General features: G+C 34.5%; 15 protein-coding genes and 2 pseudogenes. 6 read left to right on the top strand and 11 right to left on the bottom strand.

The annotated features are described in order from the left end of the window. Positions 1–156 precede the first annotated feature (156 nt). Positions 157–2055, top strand: coding sequence for a hypothetical protein (locus LF886_RS01400; RefSeq protein WP_236852314.1), 1899 nt, complete (start codon positions 157–159; stop codon positions 2053–2055). 500 nt (positions 2056–2555) lie between these two features. On the opposite strand, the pseudogene LF886_RS01395 reads toward LF886_RS01400, so the two are convergent. From LF886_RS01395 to LF886_RS01370, 6 genes and pseudogenes are all read right to left on the bottom strand, one after another. Next, positions 2556–3376 (bottom strand): annotated as a pseudogene (locus LF886_RS01395) (class I SAM-dependent methyltransferase). Between the two features lie 117 nt (positions 3377–3493). After that, positions 3494–5356 carry a tRNA uridine-5-carboxymethylaminomethyl(34) synthesis enzyme MnmG gene (gene mnmG / locus LF886_RS01390; protein ID WP_236852313.1) on the bottom strand — a complete coding sequence of 621 codons (1863 nt, stop codon included), beginning with the start codon at positions 5354–5356 and terminating at the stop codon, positions 3494–3496. Positions 5357–5503: 147 nt separating this feature from the next. Beyond that, positions 5504–5923, bottom strand: coding sequence for an rRNA maturation RNase YbeY (ybeY, locus tag LF886_RS01385; RefSeq protein WP_103233749.1), 420 nt, complete (start codon positions 5921–5923; stop codon positions 5504–5506). A 4-nt stretch (positions 5924–5927) separates the two neighbouring features. Then, positions 5928–8087, bottom strand: coding sequence for a patatin-like phospholipase family protein (locus tag LF886_RS01380; protein ID WP_236852312.1), 2160 nt, complete (start codon positions 8085–8087; stop codon positions 5928–5930). Between the two features lie 2 nt (positions 8088–8089). Further along, entirely contained in the window at positions 8090–10537 is a 2448-nt protein-coding gene (locus LF886_RS01375) for a bifunctional UDP-N-acetylmuramoyl-tripeptide:D-alanyl-D-alanine ligase/alanine racemase (protein WP_236852311.1), read from the bottom strand. Between the two features lie 185 nt (positions 10538–10722). Next, a complete protein-coding gene (locus LF886_RS01370; RefSeq protein ID WP_103233752.1) occupies positions 10723–11310 on the bottom strand; it encodes a thymidine kinase in 588 nt (195 codons plus the stop codon). 61 nt (positions 11311–11371) lie between these two features. On the opposite strand from LF886_RS01370, the gene LF886_RS01365 reads away from it, so the two are divergent. The 4 genes from LF886_RS01365 (at position 11372) to fabG (ending at position 15961) form a co-directional block, all read left to right on the top strand. Further along, the gene (locus LF886_RS01365) at positions 11372–12850 is read left to right on the top strand and encodes a hypothetical protein (RefSeq protein ID WP_236852310.1); all 1479 of its coding nucleotides are present in this window, start codon (positions 11372–11374) and stop codon (positions 12848–12850) included. Between the two features lie 2 nt (positions 12851–12852). After that, complete coding sequence (gene rsmI, locus LF886_RS01360) at positions 12853–13527, top strand: 16S rRNA (cytidine(1402)-2'-O)-methyltransferase (protein ID WP_103233754.1); 675 nt, start codon at positions 12853–12855, stop codon at positions 13525–13527. A gap of 6 nt (positions 13528–13533) precedes the next feature. Further along, positions 13534–15045, top strand: coding sequence for a WG repeat-containing protein (locus LF886_RS01355; protein WP_236852309.1), 1512 nt, complete (start codon positions 13534–13536; stop codon positions 15043–15045). A gap of 172 nt (positions 15046–15217) precedes the next feature. After that, positions 15218–15961 carry a 3-oxoacyl-[acyl-carrier-protein] reductase gene (gene fabG, locus LF886_RS01350; RefSeq protein ID WP_236852308.1) on the top strand — a complete coding sequence of 248 codons (744 nt, stop codon included), beginning with the start codon at positions 15218–15220 and terminating at the stop codon, positions 15959–15961. A 54-nt stretch (positions 15962–16015) separates the two neighbouring features. On the opposite strand, the gene LF886_RS01345 is transcribed toward fabG, so the two are convergent. The 5 genes and pseudogenes from LF886_RS01345 to LF886_RS01325 all read right to left on the bottom strand — a co-directional run bounded on the left by LF886_RS01345 (position 16016) and on the right by LF886_RS01325 (position 19772). After that, on the bottom strand, positions 16016–17053 hold the full coding sequence (locus tag LF886_RS01345; protein ID WP_236852307.1) for a GMP reductase: 1038 nt from the start codon (positions 17051–17053) through the stop codon (positions 16016–16018). 199 nt (positions 17054–17252) lie between these two features. Then, positions 17253–18040: pseudogene (surE, locus tag LF886_RS01340) on the bottom strand (5'/3'-nucleotidase SurE). 372 nt (positions 18041–18412) lie between these two features. Beyond that, a complete protein-coding gene (locus tag LF886_RS01335; protein ID WP_236852306.1) occupies positions 18413–18583 on the bottom strand; it encodes a lmo0937 family membrane protein in 171 nt (56 codons plus the stop codon). Positions 18584–18746: 163 nt separating this feature from the next. Continuing rightward, on the bottom strand, positions 18747–19058 hold the full coding sequence (locus tag LF886_RS01330; protein WP_236852305.1) for a hypothetical protein: 312 nt from the start codon (positions 19056–19058) through the stop codon (positions 18747–18749). Between the two features lie 51 nt (positions 19059–19109). Then, positions 19110–19772, bottom strand: a complete 663-nt coding sequence (locus LF886_RS01325; RefSeq protein WP_236852304.1) for a hypothetical protein — start codon at positions 19770–19772, stop codon at positions 19110–19112. 703 nt (positions 19773–20475) lie between these two features. On the opposite strand from LF886_RS01325, the gene LF886_RS01320 reads away from it, so the two are divergent. Continuing rightward, positions 20476–22605 carry a carboxy terminal-processing peptidase gene (locus tag LF886_RS01320; RefSeq protein ID WP_124532929.1) on the top strand — a complete coding sequence of 710 codons (2130 nt, stop codon included), beginning with the start codon at positions 20476–20478 and terminating at the stop codon, positions 22603–22605. Positions 22606–22630: the final 25 nt, after the last annotated feature.

The raw sequence follows: 22630 nt of genomic DNA, 5'->3' as shown, positions 1-22630 counted from the left end.
ATATAACCTGAGGTTATATGTAGCGTATGCGCTTTTTAAGACAGATTTTTTTTCTTCTTGAATGTAATAATAAAATTATTTGTTCAGATTATATTTTTTTTACGTCAAGTTTTGACGTTGTCAGCGAATACATTTGCAGTATCAAATTAAAATATTATGATGTATACAAATGAGTTTTTCGCCGTTGGAAATACTGCTCCCAATGACAATTTAGTGCAGCTGATCGATAGCTTTACAGGAGAAAGCGTTACTTTTCAAAAAGTAAGCATCTGGATTGATGAAACGATTCTCGTTATTAACGATCCCAAAGTTCTGGAAGATGAGATTATTTACCGATCCAGGGGGAATGATTACTATGTAAATACCGTAGTTTTTTCTTCTAAAAGAGTCTATGTAACGACTTTTGGTGTAAAATCTTCATATACTGTAGATCAAAGACCAGCCATTCAAAAAGCCTTTGATGTTAGTTCCAAGCTTGGATTGAAATTGGTTTTTCCAAATGGTCATTTTCTTATAAATTCTTACAGTGATAGGCCTGAATTAGTTATTGCACACGCTAATATTTTAGAATTAAGATCTTATCTGGATATTGAATTTGAAGAATATAGCGTCATAAAAGTTGGTGATTTTTTTGATGATAAGCCTTTTGTTCTATTCTCCGGTTTTAATGATAGTGACAGTTCAAAGTTTAAACCTTTGTATAATATTACGATGAAGGGCAGGGGAGTCATTAATTTTAGTGGTGAATTGTCACAAATGAGAAGCTCATATATGCGTAGAATTGGCTTTGAAGGCGGCAATTGTACTAATGTTGATATAGATGGAATTTATTGGACTAACGGTGATCTAACCAATTGTATAAGTGTTGGTTGGTCTCAGAATGGCAGCAAAGTTACCATTCAAAACTGTATCTTCGAAGATTTGGTTAAGAGTAATGAAATTATTAATAATGATCACTCTACAATCTATGGAAATGTTAATTTTTTATCGGTGCATGATAATGTCTTCTTAGGTAATGAACGGACGAGATTAATTGGATGTGCCTGCGAAATTCACGGAAGTAATTCTTCCTTTACCAATAATAAGGTGTACAATTATACTAGAATGAATTTTGTGGCTGGAATTTACACTGAAAAGGGTAATATTACAAATATTTCAATCTCAGATAATATTGCTGAAATTGTTAATTCAGGTGTATACCTGTGGCCGGATAAAAATTGTACAATCTCTAATGTATTTATTACTTCTAATAACATTAAGCATCTTCATGTACAAGGAAAAGGGATGTTGTATAATGGAGGACAGTGTTTATTTATTATTCAAGGTAAAGGTGGTAAATGTGAGAGAGTTGCAGTGACGAATAACACTTCACATATTCTCTATACAGAGGGAGACTATTCTAGATATGCTGCAGGTGTTTTAGCTTCCACAGTGTCCTTGGAAATCACTGATAATCAATTTGTAGGCCATTATTTGGGCTTCTTATTTGATAAGGATCATGATGAAATTAACGGTCAATATGCAGAATATTCATTCATAAAGGTTTCCAGAAATCATTTTACAGCCATTTCTAAGTTGATAACAATGGTTGCTAAAAGAGTAAATTACTGTTTAATATCTGATAATGCGTTGGTTATACCGGTGTCTACGATGGAAGACGTAATCAGTATTACAAGTGATTTTATTCAGTCTACTACCATCAGAGATAATGTGTATATCTCTAATCAACCTAAAGTGGAATTTACTCCTTCAGCTGTATTTCTAGCAGATCCATCGAATAAAGCTAAATATATTTTATCTAAGATAAATACTCCTGTACCCACTATTAATGGAATGACATCAGCTTTGATCAGCCCTGTACTTTCCAATAGTCATAGAAGAGTAGGGGCAATGTACACGATTCAACCTACCTATCCTTTTCCTGAACTTTTTTTTAACGCACATACTTTTGGAACGACAGCACCTTTAAGTGTGAGATTTAAAGTTGATAATATGACTCCTTTTACCTTTCCAGCAAATTCAAGCTTATTAAGTAATTTGATTGTTGATTTATAAATAACAAAAACCGGATCAATTCCGGTTTTTACTTTTGTAAGGTGATAAAATTGACTTTCATAAATACTTCTTAAATCAATAAATTATACTTTTCCGACTACCAACACATTTAAGTATGTTTTAGGAGAAATTAATCATAATTCTGAAAGAATTTGGTTTTTAAAATTCTATTTTTTTCCATTGCAATCAATTTTATGTAAAATTTTTTTAAAAAGTGAATTTTTGCAAGCAGGTGGAAAATTTTAAGAAATCAAAGAAGAGAATTATTGATCATTGATTTTTGTTTTCGTATGAAATGGAGTAGGGGAGAAGATTCTAAAAATTAAGAAATGCAATGTAAAATTTTTCGATCCCAGTTAAAGTATTTTTTAGAAAGCTTAAAAATGGATAAAAACTAATTTCGATGAAATAAAAAACTCAGGATTTTTTCCTGAGTTTTTTAAATTTTATAGTGAAAATGCTGAAAACTGACCTTCATAAATGGGTCAAAAATCGATTTTCTATCTTTTTTCGATAATGTATATCAAACTCGAAAATTCATTTGAAAATAACGCCTTTACGTTGGAAATTGTTCCGTGAATGACCGCTTTTGCCCAAAATAGGGGTGATTTTTTGTATTTTTCGCTTAACATTGAGATGTAATACGAATCTAGTACAAGAGGTTTTATTTTTCTTAATTTCCAGTCTGGTTTTTTAGAAATTAAATTTTCCATTCCGTTTTTAGAAAAATGGTAGATGTGTCTTGGTACATCATAGGCTGCCCAATATTCTTTATAATGTTTAGCATCATAAGAAGTAGGGTTGGGAACTGCAATAATAAGAATTCCTTTTTCCTTTAGTTTATTATGAAAAATGTTTAGCATTTCATTTTGGTTTTCGATATGCTCAAAAACATGCCAGAGTGTAATCGCATCTAAACTTTTATCTTCAATTTTACTAATGTCGTCTAGTATTGCTGCTTTTGTGATTTTACTTTGTGCAGCTTTTCTTGCGTCGGCATCAGGTTCAAAACCGAAGGTTTCAAAATCATTTTCTATATATTTTACAAATTCTCCGGCTCCGCATCCGTAGTCCAAAACTTTTGATCCTTTCTTAATTCTATCAATAAGAATATTTTTTTGTACTGCAGATTAAAAGACTGTAGAAATTTGTAAAGCTTTTCTTTCAGACTTCCGGAATCCTGGTGGTGAGAAATATAATCTTCGCTTTCGTAATATCTGGAAATATTGGATGGAGTAGGGGTGGTTTTAAATACACCTTTTGTTTCTGTTTCTTGTATTTCAAATATTTCCTGTGAAAGAAAATGATCTTTTATTTTCATTGAAATCGGTATCTTTTTTATCTATTAAAAAAAATTAAGATATTCAGAGACTATTATACACTCAAAATACCTTAATTCTTGTTTTATTTTTTAATGTTTCACGTGAAACATTTCTTTTTAACGTCCTAAATATACTAATAAGACATTGATATCGGCTGGAGAAACCCCGCTTATCCTTCCTGCCTGGGCAATTGTCTTCGGACGTACATTAGACATCTTCTGTTTTGCTTCTGTAGAGAGGCTGGAAAGATTAGTATAATCAAAATCTTCTGGGATTTTTATATTTTCCAGACGGTTTAATTTTGCTACGTTTTCTTTTTCTTTCTCAATATAGCCTTTATACTTGATATTGATCTCTGCCTGTTCTCTTACTTCGTCATTATATTGAGAAGAAAACTCTTTAATGAAATCTATTTCATCCAGTTTTTTCAAAGTTATATTAGGTCTGGTCAATATTTGAGCAGCTCTGTAAGCCTGATCTACCGGATTACTTTCTATAGATTCAAGGATAGGGTTGATAACACCTGGTTTTAAAGAAGTTTCTCGAAGAAACTCTTCAAGTAATTGACTTTCAGATATTTTAGCTTCTACTTTTCTTAATCTTTCTTCTTTTGCCAATCCTAATTGATAAGCTTTTTCAGTTAACCTGATATCAGCATTATCCTGTCTCAAAAGAAGTCTGTATTCAGCACGTGAAGTAAACATTCTGTAAGGTTCTTCAGTTCCTTTGGTGATCAGGTCGTCAATTAATACTCCGATATAAGCTTCATCTCTGTTTAGAATAAAGTCGCCTTTTTCATGAACTTTGTTATGGGCATTGATACCGGCAATTAAACCTTGACCTGCTGCTTCCTCATATCCTGTTGTTCCATTGATCTGTCCTGCGAAATATAAATTATCAATTAATTTTGTTTCCAGAGTATGTTTCAATTGGGTAGGAGGGAAGTAATCATATTCAATAGCATAACCGGGACGGAATACTTTTACGTTTTCAAATCCTGGAATATGTTTCATAGCTTTGATCTGTACATCTTCCGGAAGTGAAGAGCTGAATCCGTTTACATAGATTTCTACAGTTTTCCATCCTTCCGGTTCTACGAAAAGCTGATGTCTGTTTCTTTCTGCAAAACGATTAATTTTATCTTCAATACTTGGACAGTATCTTGGACCTAAACTTTGAATCGTGCCATTAAACATTGGGCTTCTATCGAAACCTTCTCTCAAAATATCATGTACTGTTTCGTTTGTATATACGATATGGCAGCTTAATTGTTTTGTCAATTTTGGAGTATCAAGATAGCTGAACTTTTGGGGATTCTCATCTCCTTTCTGTTCTTCCATTTTTGAATAATCCAAACTTCTTCCATCTACTCTTGGTGGAGTACCGGTTTTCATTCTTCCTGCTTCGAAACCTAAAGTGACCAATTGCTCTGTAATTCCAAATGCTCTTGGTTCACCCATTCTTCCTCCGCCTAACTGTTTATCTCCAACGTGAATTAATCCATTAAGAAAAGTTCCGTTAGTAAGAACAACAGATTTTCCTTTGATCTCAATTCCTAAAGAAGTAACGACTCCGGTTACTTTATTATTTTCAACAATCAGTTGTTTCACCATATCCTGAAAGAAATCAAGATTGGGAGTATTCTCTAATGCTAAGCGCCATTCTTCGGCAAAAAGCATTCTGTCATTTTGGGTTCTCGGAGACCACATCGCTGGACCTTTTGAAAGATTTAGCATCTTGAATTGAATAGCAGATTTGTCTGCTATAATTCCGGAATATCCTCCCATTGCATCAATCTCTCTTACGATTTGTCCTTTTGCGATTCCGCCCATTGCCGGGTTGCAACTCATCTGTCCGATGGTCTGCATATTCATTGTAACGAGTAGTGTTTTTGAACCAAGGTTGGCTGCTGCGGCAGCGGCTTCACAACCTGCGTGTCCGGCACCTACTACGATCACATCATATATTTCTGAAATCATTTTTATCTCGCTTGTTTTAAGCTTTTAATCTTATCTTTATAACCAATGTTTCACGTGAAACATTTTTGAAGAATGCACTCTAGGTAAGCTTATATTACTGCTAGAATAGAGTACTTTAGATAACGGACCTTAAGTGATTGTTTAATTTTAAATCTTTAAATCCCGATACTTGGTCAAGTACAAATCTTCCATTCTCCGCATCTCTTTTTCTTCCTCTTCCGTCTTGTCTTTATAGCCTGCAAGGTGTAAAATTCCGTGGGCTAAAACCCTTCTTAATTCTTCTTCATAATCTCGGGAAAGGGTAGAGGCGTTATCAGAAATGCGCTGCAAAGATACAAAAATCTCAGCGCTTATTGTCTTGCCTTTTACATAATCAAAAGTGATGATATCCGTATAATAATCATGCTGTAAATAGTCCTGATTGATCTTAAGAAGATATTCGTCATCACAGAAAATATAATTGATTTCTCCTAGTTTTTTTCCTTCTGAAAGAATAAGATCTTCCAGCCATTTTTTGTAATCTGTACTTACCGACTCTGGTAAGTTTTCGTAAAAGAACTGTATCATTTTTTTAAAACCAGTGTCCTAAAATAACACTGAATATACCTTTTTGGTTATTTTTAAGTGAGTGGCTGAAGTTTACTTTAATCTGCCCGAAAGGAGATTTGTAACCAGCTGTTAATCCCAGTGAGCTGTAATTTACTTTAACTGCATCTTCAAACTTGATATCGTTTGATAAGTTAGCAAAGCTGAAGTTTCCACTGATGAAATAGTTTTTATTGAATTTAAATTGAATATCGTTAGATGCTAATATTACATTATTTGTATAAAGCTGGGCAAAATAAAATCCTCCGAAGCTTTTGAAATTAATAAGATTTTGTTCAAAAATTCCCCCTAATCTGTATTGATAATAGGCAGGAAGATATTCACCAAGTGTAATCCCTCCAAATAGATTAAGACGGTAAGAGAATTGTTTGCCAAGAGGAATATTGATTTTAAGATCTGCCTTGATTTGAATAATCCTTTTGTCAACTTCAGATTTTAAAAGGTCTATAACTTTTCCTTCAGCGGCAAAATAAACCCCTTTGGTAGGGAATTCTTTGTCATCCTGTGTATCTGTTTTTATGAAGACATAAGGGTTCAGAAAACGGCTGTAACGTCTGTTGTCTCCATTGCTGTTTTCCGCCTTAAAGTAATCGTGGCTCATACCTCCTCCAATGGCAAATTTATCCTTCCATATAGACTGTATATAAACTTCATTTCTGCTCCATTCCCATCTGTCGATAACATAATTGTCGACGTTTTTCAGGTCAAAGCTCATTCCTGATGAATAAATACCAAATCCAGGGATATATCCGTTATCTATAAAATAGTTCAGATAATATCGTAATCGGTCTCCCACAACGAAATCAAAAGAAAGATTTGAGTTTTTGAATAAAAGTCTTTTTGCAGAATAATTCAAAAGAAGCCCGGTCTTAAAAACTTCGTCATAATGCAATCCGAATTTTAAAAAATGACGGGTATCATCTTCGGTTACATAAAGCTTTAAATAGTTGGCATCATTTTCCTGAACGATATCATAATTGATAAAACTATAATTGTTTGTAGCAACCAATTTATCGACCATTTTATTGATGCTACCATAAGTCTGTAAAGAGGGTAGACGTAGTCCCATTTTCCCTAGCGTATAGTTTTTTCCGTATATCTTGCTTCCTTCAATAGAAATACTGTCGATCTTATATACGTTGGAATAGATAGGGTTTACACGCTGTCTGAGACGATCAAATGGGCGCTTTGGTAATTGATCCAATATTTGAGAATATTTCAGTCCTTCTACATATCCGCTGTCCAGAATTTTCTTCTTATCATCATAACTTGTAGCTGACATCCCTTTCAGGTTGGGTTTGATATTGATGTCTGTATATTTATACTGTTTTCGGGTATCTTTTTTAATTCCGAAATCGATTACCTGATTCAGGATGGATATAATGTTGTTTAAATCCTCTCTTTTTGACAGATCCTGATTCAGGTCCACACCGATGACAATATCGATTCCTTTATCCTTTAAAGGTTTCGAAGGGTAATTTACCGTCATTGCTCCATCAATATATATGCTGTCACCAATTTTAATAGGATCCATTAAAGAAGGAAATGCAGAACTCGCCATAATAGACTGTACCAGATCTCCTTTTTCAAAAATCTGCATATTTCCACTTTCCAGATTGGTGGCAACGCAAAGAAAAGGAATGGGCATTTTAGAAAAATCTTCGATGTTGGAAACGTTTTTAAAAAGTTCTTTCAGAAGATAAACATTTCTCTGGCCGGTACTGATAGAAGAGGGAAGTGTAATTTTTCCATTTTTGAGTGGAATGGATAAAAGGTATTTGTCTACAGATTTGTTGAAAAAGCTGGCTTCCTGTCGTGATTTCGGATCCATAATCAAGGAATAGAAATCTGTATCCATGACTATTTTTTCAATTTCTTTTCCGGAATAGCCTGCCGCATAGAGTCCTCCAACTATGGCTCCCATGCTTGTTCCCGAAATATAATCCACCTTTACTCCCAATGAATCTAATACTTTAAGAACTCCGACATGTGAAAAGCCTTTGGCGCCACCACCGGCGAGGGAGAGTCCTATCTTTGGGTTTTTCGGAATCACCAAATCTTTTTTTACCTGAGAATGGATCAATAGCAGTGGGAATATGAAAAGCAGAATCAGGAGTTTTCTCATAGTTAATTTTTTATATAAATCCGTTTCACCCGAGGGGAAATGGAGGTTAATACTTCATAGGTTATCGTTTTGCAGTATCCTGCAAATTCTTTTAAACTTGGTTTGGCATTGAAAACAGTTACTGTATCACCTTCTTTTACATTCGGAATATTGTCCACATTGATCATCATCATGTCCATACAGATATTTCCAACAATAGGGGCAAGCGTTTTGTTGACCCCTAAATTTCCTACCTGATTTCCTATCAGCCTTGGAATGCCGTCTGCGTATCCTACAGGGATTGTTGCAATTCTTGTAGGGTGATCCGCTTTATATTTTCTGCTGTAACCAACAGATTCTCCGTTCTCAACCATTGATATCTGTGAAATTACTGTTTTAAAGCTTACCACAGATTGTAATTGTTTCTGTATTTCGTCATCGGGAGATTCTCCCAACATACCGATACCAATTCTTACCATGTCATACTGATGATCCGTATAACTCGTTATCCCGGATGAATTCAGAATGTGGCGGATAGGAGTGTAGCCTAGTTTTTCAGTTAGGTAGCTGGAATTTTTCTCAAAAACGGCAAGCTGCTTCAAAGTAAATTCTTTCTCTTCAGGCATATCAGAAGATGATAAATGGCTGAACATACTTTGGACTTTTAGATTTTTTTGACTTAAAGTCTCGCTTAGCTGATCCAGTTCAAAATCTTTAAAACCAAGACGGTGCATTCCCGTTTCCAGCTTAATATGGATCGGGTATTTTTTATCATGCCCTGACTTCTGAACAGCTTCATAGAACAATTCCAACACTCTGAAACTATAAATTTCAGGCTCAAGGTTGTATTCTATAATGGTATGATAACTGTGCTGCTCAGGGTTCATTACAATAATGGGGGTTGTAATTCCTTTTTTACGAAGTTCAACACCTTCATCAACATAGGCCACCCCTAGATAATCAATATGATGATGCTGAAGAAATTCTGATACCTCATAACTTCCAAGTCCATAAGCATTGGCTTTCACCATTGCCATCATTTTGGTTCCTGGTTTCAGCAGAGATTTATGATAGTTGATATTATGGAGAATTGCATTAAGGTTTACTTCCAGTACCGTATCGTGTTTTCTAAGTTCAAGAATATCCTTTAGTCTTTCGATCTCAAATTTTCTGGCACCTTTCAGCAGAATGATCTGATTTTCTAATTCAGTAAGATATTTACTTTCAATTAACTCTCTAGTGTCAATGAAAGTATATGTTTTAGTTTTAAATAATTCACTAAATAATGATATTTCATCGCCGATTAAAAATACGGAATCAAAATTTTGTTCATTCACCAGTTCGGAGACTTCTTCATACAATTCCTGAGAATTGCTGTTTACTCCTACAATATCTGTTAGGACCAGAGATTTTTTAGGTTTGTTATACTCATTCAAAAACTGAAGGGCAGTTTTCAGAGAATCGAGGTCAAGATTAAAAGAATCGTTGATAACGATATTGCTCTTATTTCCTTCAATCGCTTCAAGCCTCATTTCAACGGCTTTTAAAAGGTTGATTTTTTCAACGATCTTTTTATTTTCGATATGAAGTTCCTTAAGGACTGTAATGAGCGCCATAGCATTGGTTAATGTCGCTTCGTCTCTTTGGTGGGCGGGAAAACTGATTTCTTCCCCAAAATATTCAACAATGATGTTTTCATCCTTTGAAATATTATTTTTGATGAAAACCTGATTGTCTTTTTTAAAACCGTAAGAAATTAATTTTTTATCAGAATAGGAATTTTTAATTTTTTGATCTACCAAAGAATGGTCACCATTATAGATGATGACTTCAGAATCTTTAAAAAGTTTGATCTTTTCATCAATCAGTTCTTCTTCGGAAGAAAAATTGGCAGCATGAGCCGTTCCTATATGGGTAAGCAAACCGATCTGAGGATGGAAAATATTTTCAAGTTTTTCCATTTCATGAGGTTTTGAAATTCCCACTTCAAAAATTCCAAGCTGATAAGAGCTGTTGATTTGGAGAAGAGAGAGCGGAAGGCCAATCTGGGAATTGAAACTTTTGGGACTTTTTACAGTAGGAAATTCATTCCACAGGCATTGATATAACCATTCTTTTAAAATAGTTTTACCATTACTACCGGTGATTCCGATAGATTGTATGTGAGAATTCTCGAAATGGTACTTTGCTAATTTTTGAAGAAAGTCTACAGAATTTTCAACAATGATCCAGGTTATATTTTCAAACCCGGGATAATGATGCTCAGAAATAATAATATTGATCCCTCTGTCTATTGCAGATTCTATAAACTTTTCACCCGAATTTTTAGAGGTGTTGATCGCGATAAATGCAGTATTCTTGGTAGAATAAATAATCCTGCTGTCGTACGCTATATTTTTGATCAATAAATTTCCGTCTCCAATGATTTGTGCATTGGTGATCTCTGCAATGTGTTGTACTGTATAATCCATTGGTACCCTTTCTGCTTTATTTTTAAGGCGAAATGGCAAAAAGGTAAAATAATAAAGAGGAAGAAAAAGTTTTTATAAGCTAACTTCTCCTTTTTGAAATTTCACAATGCTGCTTTTTCGCTTTTCATTTATATTAGTGAATATAATGTATGTTTTGGTGCATTCAGCTTTTGCTGTTTTGCAATTTATTTTCTTTTTAAAAGTACTTCGTCAATAAAAACACGGCGGCTTACTGCTTCATAGCTTTCAGTTTCTCCCAACTCTACCAGATTATCCCCCTGGGAAGTTCTCATAGAATAGTTGGCAAGATTCCCTGTTCTCTTACAAATAGCATGCACTTTTGTAACATACTCGGCTGTAGCCATCAAATTGGGCATAGGCCCGAATGGACGGCCCAAAAAGTCCATATCCAATCCTGCAATAACCACTCTTACACCGCTATTGGCAAGTTGGTTGGCAATATCAACAATACTTTCATCGAAAAACTGAGCTTCATCAATTCCTACTACATCACAATTGGAAGCTAACAGAAGAATTTCATTAGGGTTTTCTACTGCTGTACTACGGATTTTATTCTGATTATGAGAAACTACGTCCTCTTCAGAATATCGTATGTCCAATTTGGGTTTAAAAATTTCCACGTTCTGTCCTGCCATCTCTGCCCTTCGCAATCTGCGGATCAGTTCTTCGGTTTTACCGGAAAACATAGAGCCACAAATTACTTCCATCCAACCACTTTGTTTGGAATGATTAATTGTATTTTCTAAAAACATTTGTTAAATTAGCCGTATATTTTTAACATCAAAAGTAAGCAATTTTAATAAGAATCTTATTATGCAGAATATCCAAGATTTAAGGGAAAAGATTTTTTTTGAATCCATGAATATCATTGATAATCTGGACAAAATAAGTAATATAGACGAATTACTTTCCAAGCAAGATCTTGTAGATGAGCTTGCTAACAGAATTTCTTTTTTGAAACTGCTGGAAAAAAATATTGAATATTTCGTAGCAGATGATCAGGCTCATCAACACCACTCTTTTGTATCAGGAGAAACAGAATATCATGATTCAGGGAATGAAGTGACGGAAGAGGAAGCTATTTTTAATAATGAACTGAACGAAATTGATGAAAATGAAATTTTTTCAGACGGATCTGAAGAAGAGGAAGCCGTTTTCAACAACCAATTGAATGAAATTGTTGAAAATAAATTCCATGAAAATATGGTAAGCTTTGTAGAAGAAAATCACGAAGGAATAGTACCTGAAAACACTCAGGAACACGCTTCTAATCATGAAATTCTTGAAGAAGAAGCCGTATTCAATAATCAGTTGAATGAAATTGACGAAAACGAAATTTCTGAAGAGCAGAGAGCTGTTCTGAAATTTGTAGACGAAGATAAAATTCTTGCTGATGCTACACCGGATTCTGATGAAGACCTCAATGAAGATTTGTTTTATGATGAAGTGACTGAGGAAGAAGTTATTTTCAATAATCAGCTGAATGAAATAGACGATACAGAAGAGGAAATCTCCGAATCAGAAGCCAAAAAAGAAACAGATTCTGCTGTTGTAAATGAGGCTAAAGTAGCAGTAACAGAAACTATTCCTAGTATTTTTGATACTGAAACTTTGGAAGATGAAATACTGATCGAGGAAAACGAAGAACAATTTGTTACCTCAAACATTTCAATACAAGAAGGAGAGATGATTACAGAAACTTCCAACGTGGAAAATATTCTAAGTGAGATCAAAAATGACCATTCTGAAGAAAATACAAAGGAAGAGAGTATCCTTGCTGAAGTCTATGACAGAAGAAAAATTGTAGAAATTGACAAACCTGTTCCTGAAGAAACAGATAAACATCGTTCCGATGAAAGCTTCGAAAATTTAGAAGAATATCATCGGGAGAAAAAAATAAAATTAGCCAATATCAAAGGAATGAAGGCTGTTCAGTCACTTTTTGATGACGATCACCTGGAAAGGGAATTTCCTAAGGAAGAAACTCCTGTTTCGGTTGTAAAAGAAGATACAGGAAGCATTCTGAAATCTAATATTCCTACGAACTTTATGGAAGCAGACAAGCAGAAACCTGAGTTTAAGCTTGATCTGAATGACAGAATTGCTTTCTCAAAAATGCTGTTTGAAGGAAGCCAGATCGATCTTAATGATGCCGTATTCCAGCTGAACCAATTCAAAACGATGGAAGAAGCTAAAGAATATCTTAGTGATCTGTACTACGAAAGAAAATGGAATAAAGTGGATGAATATGCCCAGAGACTTTGGATATTGGTGGAAAATAAATTCTTATAATTTTGAGCGGAATCCTATATTTTGTTCCCACACCCGTTGGGAACCTTGAAGATATGACTTTCAGGGCAGTAAAAGTCCTGAAAGAAGTAGATTATATTTTATGTGAAGACACCAGAACTTCTGGAATACTTTTAAAACATTTTGAAATCTCCAAGCCTTTAAAATCTTATCATTTACACAATGAGCATCAGGCAACAGAGAAAGTAATTGGAGATCTTAAAAGCGGTCAGAATATCGCTATTATTACCGATGCCGGAACACCGGGTATTTCGGATCCGGGATATTTACTGGCAAAAGCAGGCGCAGATAATCAGATTGATATGATCTGCCTTCCGGGAGCGACAGCCTTAATTCCGGCACTTGTAGTTTCAGGACTTCCCAATAATGAATTTTTATTCGCTGGATTTTTACCACAAAAAAAAGGAAGACAGACAAAGCTAAAACAGCTTGCTGAAGAAAAAAAGACGATCGTTCTTTACGAAAGCCCACACAAAATCAATACGACTCTGGAGCAGATCAAAGAATTCTTTGGAGAAGAAACCAAGGCAAGTTTGAGCCGCGAAATCTCCAAAAAATTTGAAGAAACTAAGCGAGGAACAATCAACGAGTTAATTGAATTTTCCAAGAGTAAAACTTTAAAGGGAGAAATCGTTCTTATAGTCAATAATTCTATTTAATTTTCCTTGAAGAAATTAGTTTTTGTATTGTGTTCTGTAGTTTGTACAGCACAGACTAACCAATATATGAAGGTTATCCTGTCAAAAAAGATAGGGAAGGAGGTCAATTCCTATTCGGACGGATATGGAACAATATATGACTCAGGGACCAAAAAACAGGGAATTGTAGATTCTCTGGGTGCCATTACCTTTGAATCTCCTTATAAAGGGGGAATTCTGCATGTTTTTAAAAACAGGTTTATCCTTTATTCTGAAGAAGGAAACAATAGAAAATCAGCTATTATTGACGAGAAAGGAAAAGAAATTATCTCTTTGGATAATCAGGAGTTTAATACACCATGGTGGAGTAGGGAGCGCATTATTTCTTCAAAACAAGACAAAGAAGCAGTTTATGATTACAATGGAAAGGAAATTATTCCTTATTCAGAAAAGATCCGTTTTTCAGGGAAGAACAGATTTTTTGTTTTAAAGGATAAAAAGTGGTTTCTATATGATCTCAATGGAAAGCAGGTCACCAGAAGGGAATTTAAAGAAGATTATAGTTTTGAAGACGGTAGAGCATTGATTATCAATGATAATAATGAAAGTGAAATCATTGGAGATAATGGACATACTTTACATCAATTTTCTAAACAGGTGATGAACATCAATGCTTATCCCTATCTGATTACCAGGAATAAGAGTACGGGTAAGTATGGCTTAATCGATGCTGAGGAAAATACCATTGCTGAAGAAATCTATAGTGATATCACCCCGGAATATTTTGGCGGAAAAGAATATATTTACCTCGAAAAAAAAGGAAAAACAACTGTTTTTAATAAGAAAGACAGGAATTTGTATCCCCAGACTTTTAAATATTTAAATCCTTTATTGAATAACTTCTTCAGTGTTTATAACGATAAAGTAAAAAAATCCGGTATTATTGATCTTCAGGGGAATATCATTCTCCCGCAGGAATATGATTTCATCAGGAGTTTTACCATTTCCGGAAAAGATTTTATCTATCTTAAAAAAGGGAATGAAGAACAATTTCTGGATAAAGACCTTAAGAATATTGTAGGAGATGGAGTACAAATTTTCGGTTTCTATCCTGAGAGTCTTATCCTTGAGAAACAAGATAAATATTATACGTTTTCGGTAGTAGATCACTCGATGAAGGAGCTGAAAAACATCAGTCAGATAAAAAATGAGGATGTTGAGTACTTTAATCCTCTTAATCAATATTCAAAACCTTTGGTCTGTAAAAATACAGCCAGCTTTTATGGCATTCTGGATGGAAAAGGAACAGAAATTGTACCCTTTGTTTACGAAGATATCATCACATTCGGGAATGCTGAAAACGAAATTGTGGTAAGAAAAGAAGGAAAATTCGGAGTTTCAAATTTCCAGAATGAACTTCTAAAGGAAATTATTTATGATAAATATTTTTGGCAGAAAGAAGTTCTGAAACTGGATAAAGATAAAAAAATAGACTTCATTTATTTCACTAGATTTAGAAATAATTCTGTTCAGCTGTAATAAAAGCTAAATAAACATTAAAAAAATCAGTATTTTAACAATTTAAATGGGTTGAATAACAATTTATAATATCTTTGCAAACCGTTTAATTCCGGAAAGGAATGTATAAGAACTAAAAGAGTCAGCTGTCACAAGCTGAATGAGTTATAAAAGAAAATAATTATCAATAGATATGAAAATATTAGAAGGAAAAGTAGCAATAATTACCGGAGCTACAAGAGGAATCGGGAAAGGGATTGCTGAAATGTTTGCTCAACAGGGGGCAAAAGTAGCATTTACCTATGCCGGTTCTGTAGACAAAGCAAAAGAATTAGAAGCAGCTTTAAGTTCTGTAACCCAAATTAAGGGATATCAGTCCGACGCATCAGATTATGATGCTGCTCAGAAGTTGGTAGAGGATGTAATGGCAGAGTTTGGGCAGATTGATATTTTGGTAAACAATGCAGGGATTACAAAAGATAACCTGTTATTGAGAATGTCCAAAGAAGATTGGGATAAAGTGATTAAGGTAAATTTAGATTCAGTTTTTAACCTTACAAAAGCGGTAATCAAGCCGATGATGAAGGCCAGATCAGGATCTATCATCAATATGACTTCTGTAGTAGGGGTGAAAGGAAATGCCGGACAAGCCAACTATGCAGCTTCTAAAGCTGGGGTTATCGGATTTACAAAATCTGTGGCATTGGAATTAGGTTCAAGAAATATAAGATGTAATGCAATTGCGCCTGGATTTATTGAAACAGAAATGACAGCTGTTCTGGATGAAAAAACAGTTCAGGGATGGAGAGAAGAGATTCCGATGAAAAGAGGTGGACAGCCTGCAGATATCGCAAATGCATGTGTATTCTTTGGAAGCGAAATGTCAGGATACATTACCGGACAAACATTAAACGTTGACGGTGGAATGTTAACTTAAAATATAAAAAAGGCTGCATATTTGCAGCCTTTTTCATTCTTTGTAAAGTCAATACTAATTAAAAACCTGATTTTCCTGCTCTTGAACCCTGATAAAAGTAGTTCTCTTAGAAAGTTCCTTAAGCTTGGACGCCCCTACATAAGTGCATGTAGAGCGTACTCCTCCTAAAATATCTTTTACCGTTTCTGAAACCGGACCTTTATAAGCTGCTTTCACGGTTTTTCCTTCGGAAGAACGATATTCTGCTACACCTCCGGAATGTTTATCCATAGCTGTTTTGGAACTCATTCCATAGAAGAGACGGTATTTTTTACCATTTTCTTCAATCATTTCTCCACCGCTTTCGTCGTGTCCGGCAAACATACCGCCAAGCATTACAAAATCTGCACCCCCACCGAAGGCTTTAGCAACATCTCCCGGGACTTTACAGCCACCATCTGCGATGATATGTCCTCCTAAGCCATGAGCAGCATCAGCACATTCAATAATGGCAGAAAGCTGAGGATAACCTACCCCCGTTTTTACTCTGGTCGTACAAACGGATCCAGGGCCAATACCTACTTTTATAATGTCTGCACCTACCAGAAGAAGTTCTTCTACCATTTCTCCGGTCACAACATTTCCGGCGATGATAATTTTATCGGGAAAATTGGCTCTTGCTTTCTTCACAAATCCAACGAAATGCTCAGAATAGCCATTGGCTACATCTATACAGAGAAACTCAATTTTTGGATGCTTTTCGAGGATCTGTCTTATCTTTTCCTCATCAGCCTTTCCTGTTCCTGTGCTTAAAGCAATATACTGATGAATACTATCGGGCTGGCTTTCCAGAAACTGGCTCCATTCTTCGGGAGTATAATGTTTGTGAACAGCTGTAATAATTTTTTCTTTTGCCAGTTCTACGGCCATTTCAAAAGTTCCTACCGTATCCATATTGGCGGCAATTATCGGAACTCCTGTCCATTTTTTCTTAGTATGTTTAAAGGTAAATTCTCTTTGTAAATCAACTTCTGACCGGGATTTTAAAGTAGAACGTTTAGGGCGGAACATTACATCCTTGAACCCTAATTTTATGTCATATTCTATACGCATTTTGTAATTATTTGTCAGAATAAAGGTAGTGAATAATCCGAAGCGGATGCTTTTTGAATGGATGTATTTTGTCACAGATGACATAAAAAGACGGCATGAAATACCATTTTTCATGCCGTGTTATCGTTAAAACTTCAACTTCTGATATCTGCTGAAGTGAAGTTTTTTATACTGTTTAATAAGCAAATGATTAATAAGATTATTTCACCTCATTTACATTTTCAAAGGTCATCACCTCTTCCAGTGTTTTCATATATTCATAGGCAGTCATGTCAAACTTTACAGGGACGATGGAAATATATCCGTTCGCCAATGCAGTTTCGTCAGCATCTTCAGAATCATCCATATTGTTGAAATACCCCGTCAGCCAGTAATATTTTTACCATGTGGATTTATTCTTTCGTCGAAGCTTTCTTCCCATTTTGCGTTAGCCTGTTTGCATACTTTTATTCCTTTTATTTCTGCTGCAGGAAGTTTCGGAATATTGACATTCAGAACAACTCCTTTTGGCATTGGGTGCTCCAGCGTTCTTCTTACAATATTCTGAATAAATTCTTTTGCCTGAGTAAAATCTGCTTCCCAGCTGAAATCCAATAATGAGAACCCAATAGCAGGAATTCCTTCTACACCAGCTTCTACAGCTGCAGACATAGTTCCTGAATAGATCACATTGATTGAAGAATTTGCTCCATGATTGATTCCTGAAACCACAATATCAGGTCTTCTTGACATAATCTTATCAAGAGCCATTTTTACGCAGTCTACAGGAGTTCCACTGCATGAAAAATCAGTCTGTGGACCATCCAGCGTAACTTCTTCATAGCTTAGGGTAGAATTGATGGTAATAGCGTGGCCTTTTCCACTTTGGGGAGAGTTAGGGGCTACAACAACAACTTCTCCGATTTCATTCATAAAACTGATAAGATTTCTGATACCAGGAGCTGTAATTCCATCATCATTAGTAACCAGAATAAGCGGTCTTTCCATAAATTATCTTTAATATTTTTTTATTCAAATAGAGTGAGTTTGTTCATTTTCAGAATCGAACAAATAGAATTTCAACACATCAAATGTAGTTAAAAATAAGACGCAATAAAACAGAGGTTTATTATTAAGTATAGTGTATTTAGAATTAATATATCAATATTTTAACGATGAAATGAGGATGAAAGTGGAGTGTAAGATGAATTTAAAGTTCAGAACATGAAACTGAAATGAAGAAAAATTAATAAAGACTAATATCTTCATCACATTTACATCATAGCTTTGCAGGTGTTTTTACAGACATAATTTCTTATTATCCGAAAACACCTGCTAAGCTTGACGGTCTTGATTTAAGTGGTTTAACAAAATAATAAACTAATCAAGAGGTTTTCTACCGGAAATAATATTATAAAGAATAACAACAATGGCAATAACCAGTAAAATGTGAATTAAATAACCCGTACTAATTCCAGGAACTATTCCCAACATTCCTAATAGCCAAACAACTATGCAGATGACTGCGACTAACCATAGTAAACTTTTCATAACTTAATATTTTGAATTTGTATATGGTAATACTATCATATTTTATGCCCTTATGGGTGAAAACTGATTTTTGTGGTATCTGTTTTTAAATTATTGAATATAAACAAAACTCCCTTCACGCTATACCTGAAGGGAATAATTAAAAATTAAAATAAGTAATACTTTATTTTGCAGTTTTATTTGCCCCACCAGGGTTCCCAGGATTTCCTGGATTGGTAGGAATAGTAGTAGAAGTGCAACTTTTTGAAGAAACTGTTCTGGTAGTCCCTAATGGGCAGCAAAGAAAATACTTAGTTACAACTTTATATGTAACTGTACAAGAACCTTCTTGTCTGGCCTCATAACAAACTTTAAACCAACAACAGAGTGTTTTTTCACTGTTAGCATTAGTTCTAAGTTCTTTTGTGTTTGCACTCATAAGTAACGAAGTGCTTAATGTTGCAAGTAATACACCTGCCAAAATTGTTTTTTTCATCGTGAATTTAATTTAAAAATTAAGGTTAAAATATTTTTTGTAAAAAAATTATTAATAAAAGGCTACAGCCTGAAATCGGGATCCTGATATATTACCTCCCTGTTCACAGGATATGTATGGATTGCATGTGCCTTCCACTTTAATCGTATGGGTTCCTGCTGTTAGATTGATGAAGAAACTGCCAGTGTTAAAAAAAACACCAGTTAAAGCAGGCGGAGGAGTAGGCTCATCAGGATTTACATAATTAGTAGCTGTGTTAGTTGATTTTGTAACGATGTTACCATCCACAACCAAATTGGTTCTAAGCATTTTGATTCTTCCGTCTTTTGGAGGCAGAGAAGTACCATGTTCGTAAATTTTATTAAGAGGGATAGAAAAATTAATCTGTACCAAGGCATCCTTCGCAAGGGTTATAGTTTTACTTTGAATTTCAGTAGGAGTTCTGACATTGCTTGCACTGGTGTCGGAATCATCAATAGCAGCAATTCCTAAAGAATTTAGATCAAATAAAATATCATATGAACGAGTGGCAGGAATAGCACTTTCAGGAACAGATTTTAATACTCCGTTTGCATCTGCAACTACTATTTTATCAACGCCAGAAACGTAAGTGTTGGGAAATAAGGTTCTTACGCGGGCTGTGCCATTAATGTCTAATGTGTTTGTTGGAGTACTAGTGTTTATGCCTACAGCACTGGCTTGTGCATTAAGCATCGCTGAAGCAGCAATTGCTACAACAATTGAATATTTTTTTTCATATTTATGAGTTTAAAAATGTGTTTTTTGAAATGTTTATCAGGATGCAAATAGAAAATATATTTTAGTATTTATTATTTCACTTTTGAAAGAAGTGAATCGTTATACAAAATCAATTTGACCTATGAGTCCTCAAACTTTTTGACTGTGAATGTAATTATTTATCATTGTTTTTTGATAAACAATGTGTATTACACATATATGACATTTGTGTAACTATCATATTTACAGAGTGTAAAGTTGTAGAAAACTGAATGTTTTGAATTTTTATATCTATGGTAAGGGAGAAACTTTGAAAAAAGTATTTTCCTTTAAAATCTGGCCCCAATTTTTATAAATTTTAATCTCAATAAACTGTTAAATAAGATTCTTTTTTTAATGTCATATTCTTGTCTTATACTTTTATTAGATTATAAAGTTTTAGTGCGTATATTTTTCTTATCCAATTATAGATGTAAAAATAGAATGATATTTCTGATCAAGCTTTTTTGTGTCAGATTATCTCTGTATGAACAGAAATTGTATTCCTTTAATAAAAAAATATTTAAAACTATCTGATATTTGTAAATAAGGTATTAAATTTGATCGTTTGTAACAGTATCAAACTTGTTGCTACTAATTATTATACTTATTTTAAAAATTAATAAATTAAAGACAGTTTATGTGGAAAAATTTCAAACTGAATAAATTTTTACTTCTTATTCCATTAACCAGTCTAATGTTTTGTTTCAACTCGCCAAAGAATGACGATGAAAAGATGCAAACAATAATGGTGAGCGTAAAAAATACACTTTCTTATCTGCATTATAGCCCAAAATCTATCAATGATGCCTATTCTAAGGATGTTTATAAGCATTATTTCGAATTGGTAGACCCTGCAAAAAGATATTTTGTACAATCTGATATGGATGAATTCAGCAAGCATGAAACAAAGCTTGATGATTATATTGGGCAAGGAGACCTGACATTCTACAAACTTACAATCGACAGATTGTATCAGAGAGTAGATGAGATCGATAAAATCACTCAGGATATCTTCAGCAAACCAATCAACCTTCAGGAAGATGAAGCGCTTACCCTTGAGCCAAAATTGAAGAAAGTACCTGCCAACAAGCAGGAACAGTATAATGAGTGGAAAAAATTCATCAAATACAATATCCTTCAGGAAGTTGAATCGATGAACAGCAAAGAAGAGGCTCAGAAAGAAAAGAAAGACTCTGTTCAGAAGTACAAGCTTAAAGATACGATCAAGTTTAAGCCTCTTACTCAGGATGAAAAGATCAAAAAAGCGACTGATGAAGTAAAAGATCTTGTAAAAGATACCTTTACCCGATTCAAAAAGAGAAAGAAAATGGATTGGTTTACAGTGTATATGAATGCTTATACAGAAGTATTCGATCCACATACCAACTATTATTCTCCAAAAGATAAAGAAGACTTTGATACTCAGTTTACCGGAAAAGTAATCGGTATCGGAGCATTGATCCAGGAGAAAAAAGGAAACCTTTATCTCGGGGCTCTTACCATTGGTGCACCGGCATGGAAGTCTAAACAGCTTTCAGAAGGAGATAAAATCTTAAAAGTAAGATCCAAACCGAAAGAAGATGCTGTAAATGTTGTAGGAATGCTTTCTGATGAAGCAGTAAGATTGATCAGAGGAGAGAAAGGAACACCGGTAACGCTTACTGTTCAGAAAAAAGATGGTACTACCAAGGATGTAACAATGATTCGTGAGGAAGTAGCTATTGAAGACACTTTTGCAAGAAGTATTGTTGTAAATAAAGCAAACGGTAAGAAATATGGGTTCATCAATCTTCCAAGTTTCAATGCTGATTTTGAAAATGCCAAAGGAAGAAATGCTTCTGATGACATCAAAAATGAGATCATTAAACTGAAAGAACAGAATATTGAAGGAATCATTCTTGACCTTAGAAATAACGGAGGAGGTTCTTTAACTGAAGTAGGGGATATTATGGGGCTTTTCATGGAGGCAGGACCTTATGTTCAGGTGAAAGACGGAAACGGGAAAATACAGACCCTTAAAAATAAAAATGAAACGCCTATCTGGACAGGACCTCTTGTCATCATGCAAAATGAACTTTCAGCTTCAGCTTCAGAAATCCTTGCAGGAGTAATGCAGGATTACGGAAGAGCAATGATTATAGGATCTCCGCAATCTTTCGGAAAAGGTACCGTTCAGACATTTGTAGACCTAAACAGATTCCTGAACACGGAAGATGATTTCGGATCTTTAAAACTAACGATTCAGAAGTTCTACAGAATCACCGGAGAATCTACTCAGAGAAAAGGAATTGTTTCTGATATTCAGATGAAAGATTTCTTCACGTATGCTGAAGTAGGAGAGCGATATGACGATTATGCTTTAGCATGGGATAAAATTCCTTCTACAAAATTCCAGAAACTGAACTACTTCAATATTCAGGCGCTGGAAAAAGCAAGTGCAGACAGAATGGCTAAAAACAGCAATTATCAATTGTTACTAGAGTCTGCTCAATGGAGAGAAAGGTTAGATAAAGAAGAAAATATCACCTTGAATATAAACAAGTTCAATGAGCTGATGAAGAACAGAAAATCTCAGATTGAAAAGTTCAAGGCTTTGACTAAATTTGAGAACGGACTTCAGTTTATGATGTATCCAAGTGAGATTGAAAGAGAGAAAAAAGACGAAGCTTTCAAGAAAAAATCTGAAATGTGGATTAAGAATCTGAAAAAAGATCTTTACCTGCAGGAAGCAATGAATATTGTATCAGATATGGGAGCTAAATCCTAAACATAAAAAAACCGCTAATGAAAAT

This window comes from Chryseobacterium sp. MEBOG07, from assembly GCF_021869745.1.
Lineage (GTDB): Bacteria > Bacteroidota > Bacteroidia > Flavobacteriales > Weeksellaceae > Chryseobacterium > Chryseobacterium viscerum.
Note: the sequence above shows the minus strand (reverse complement) of the source record. Positions and strands in the feature narration are given on the sequence as shown.

Coding starts and splice junctions, on each gene's coding strand:
- LF886_RS01400 (WP_236852314.1), top strand. CDS start 157: ATGATGTATACAAATGAGTTTTTCGCCGTTGGAAATACTGCTCCCAAT.
- mnmG (WP_236852313.1), bottom strand. CDS start 5,356: ATGATTTCAGAAATATATGATGTGATCGTAGTAGGTGCCGGACACGCA.
- ybeY (WP_103233749.1), bottom strand. CDS start 5,923: ATGATACAGTTCTTTTACGAAAACTTACCAGAGTCGGTAAGTACAGAT.
- LF886_RS01380 (WP_236852312.1), bottom strand. CDS start 8,087: ATGAGAAAACTCCTGATTCTGCTTTTCATATTCCCACTGCTATTGATC.
- LF886_RS01375 (WP_236852311.1), bottom strand. CDS start 10,537: ATGGATTATACAGTACAACACATTGCAGAGATCACCAATGCACAAATC.
- LF886_RS01370 (WP_103233752.1), bottom strand. CDS start 11,310: ATGTTTTTAGAAAATACAATTAATCATTCCAAACAAAGTGGTTGGATG.
- LF886_RS01365 (WP_236852310.1), top strand. CDS start 11,372: ATGCAGAATATCCAAGATTTAAGGGAAAAGATTTTTTTTGAATCCATG.
- fabG (WP_236852308.1), top strand. CDS start 15,218: ATGAAAATATTAGAAGGAAAAGTAGCAATAATTACCGGAGCTACAAGA.
- LF886_RS01345 (WP_236852307.1), bottom strand. CDS start 17,053: ATGCGTATAGAATATGACATAAAATTAGGGTTCAAGGATGTAATGTTC.
- LF886_RS01335 (WP_236852306.1), bottom strand. CDS start 18,583: ATGAAAAGTTTACTATGGTTAGTCGCAGTCATCTGCATAGTTGTTTGG.
- LF886_RS01330 (WP_236852305.1), bottom strand. CDS start 19,058: ATGAAAAAAACAATTTTGGCAGGTGTATTACTTGCAACATTAAGCACT.
- LF886_RS01325 (WP_236852304.1), bottom strand. CDS start 19,772: ATGCTTAATGCACAAGCCAGTGCTGTAGGCATAAACACTAGTACTCCA.
- LF886_RS01320 (WP_124532929.1), top strand. CDS start 20,476: ATGTGGAAAAATTTCAAACTGAATAAATTTTTACTTCTTATTCCATTA.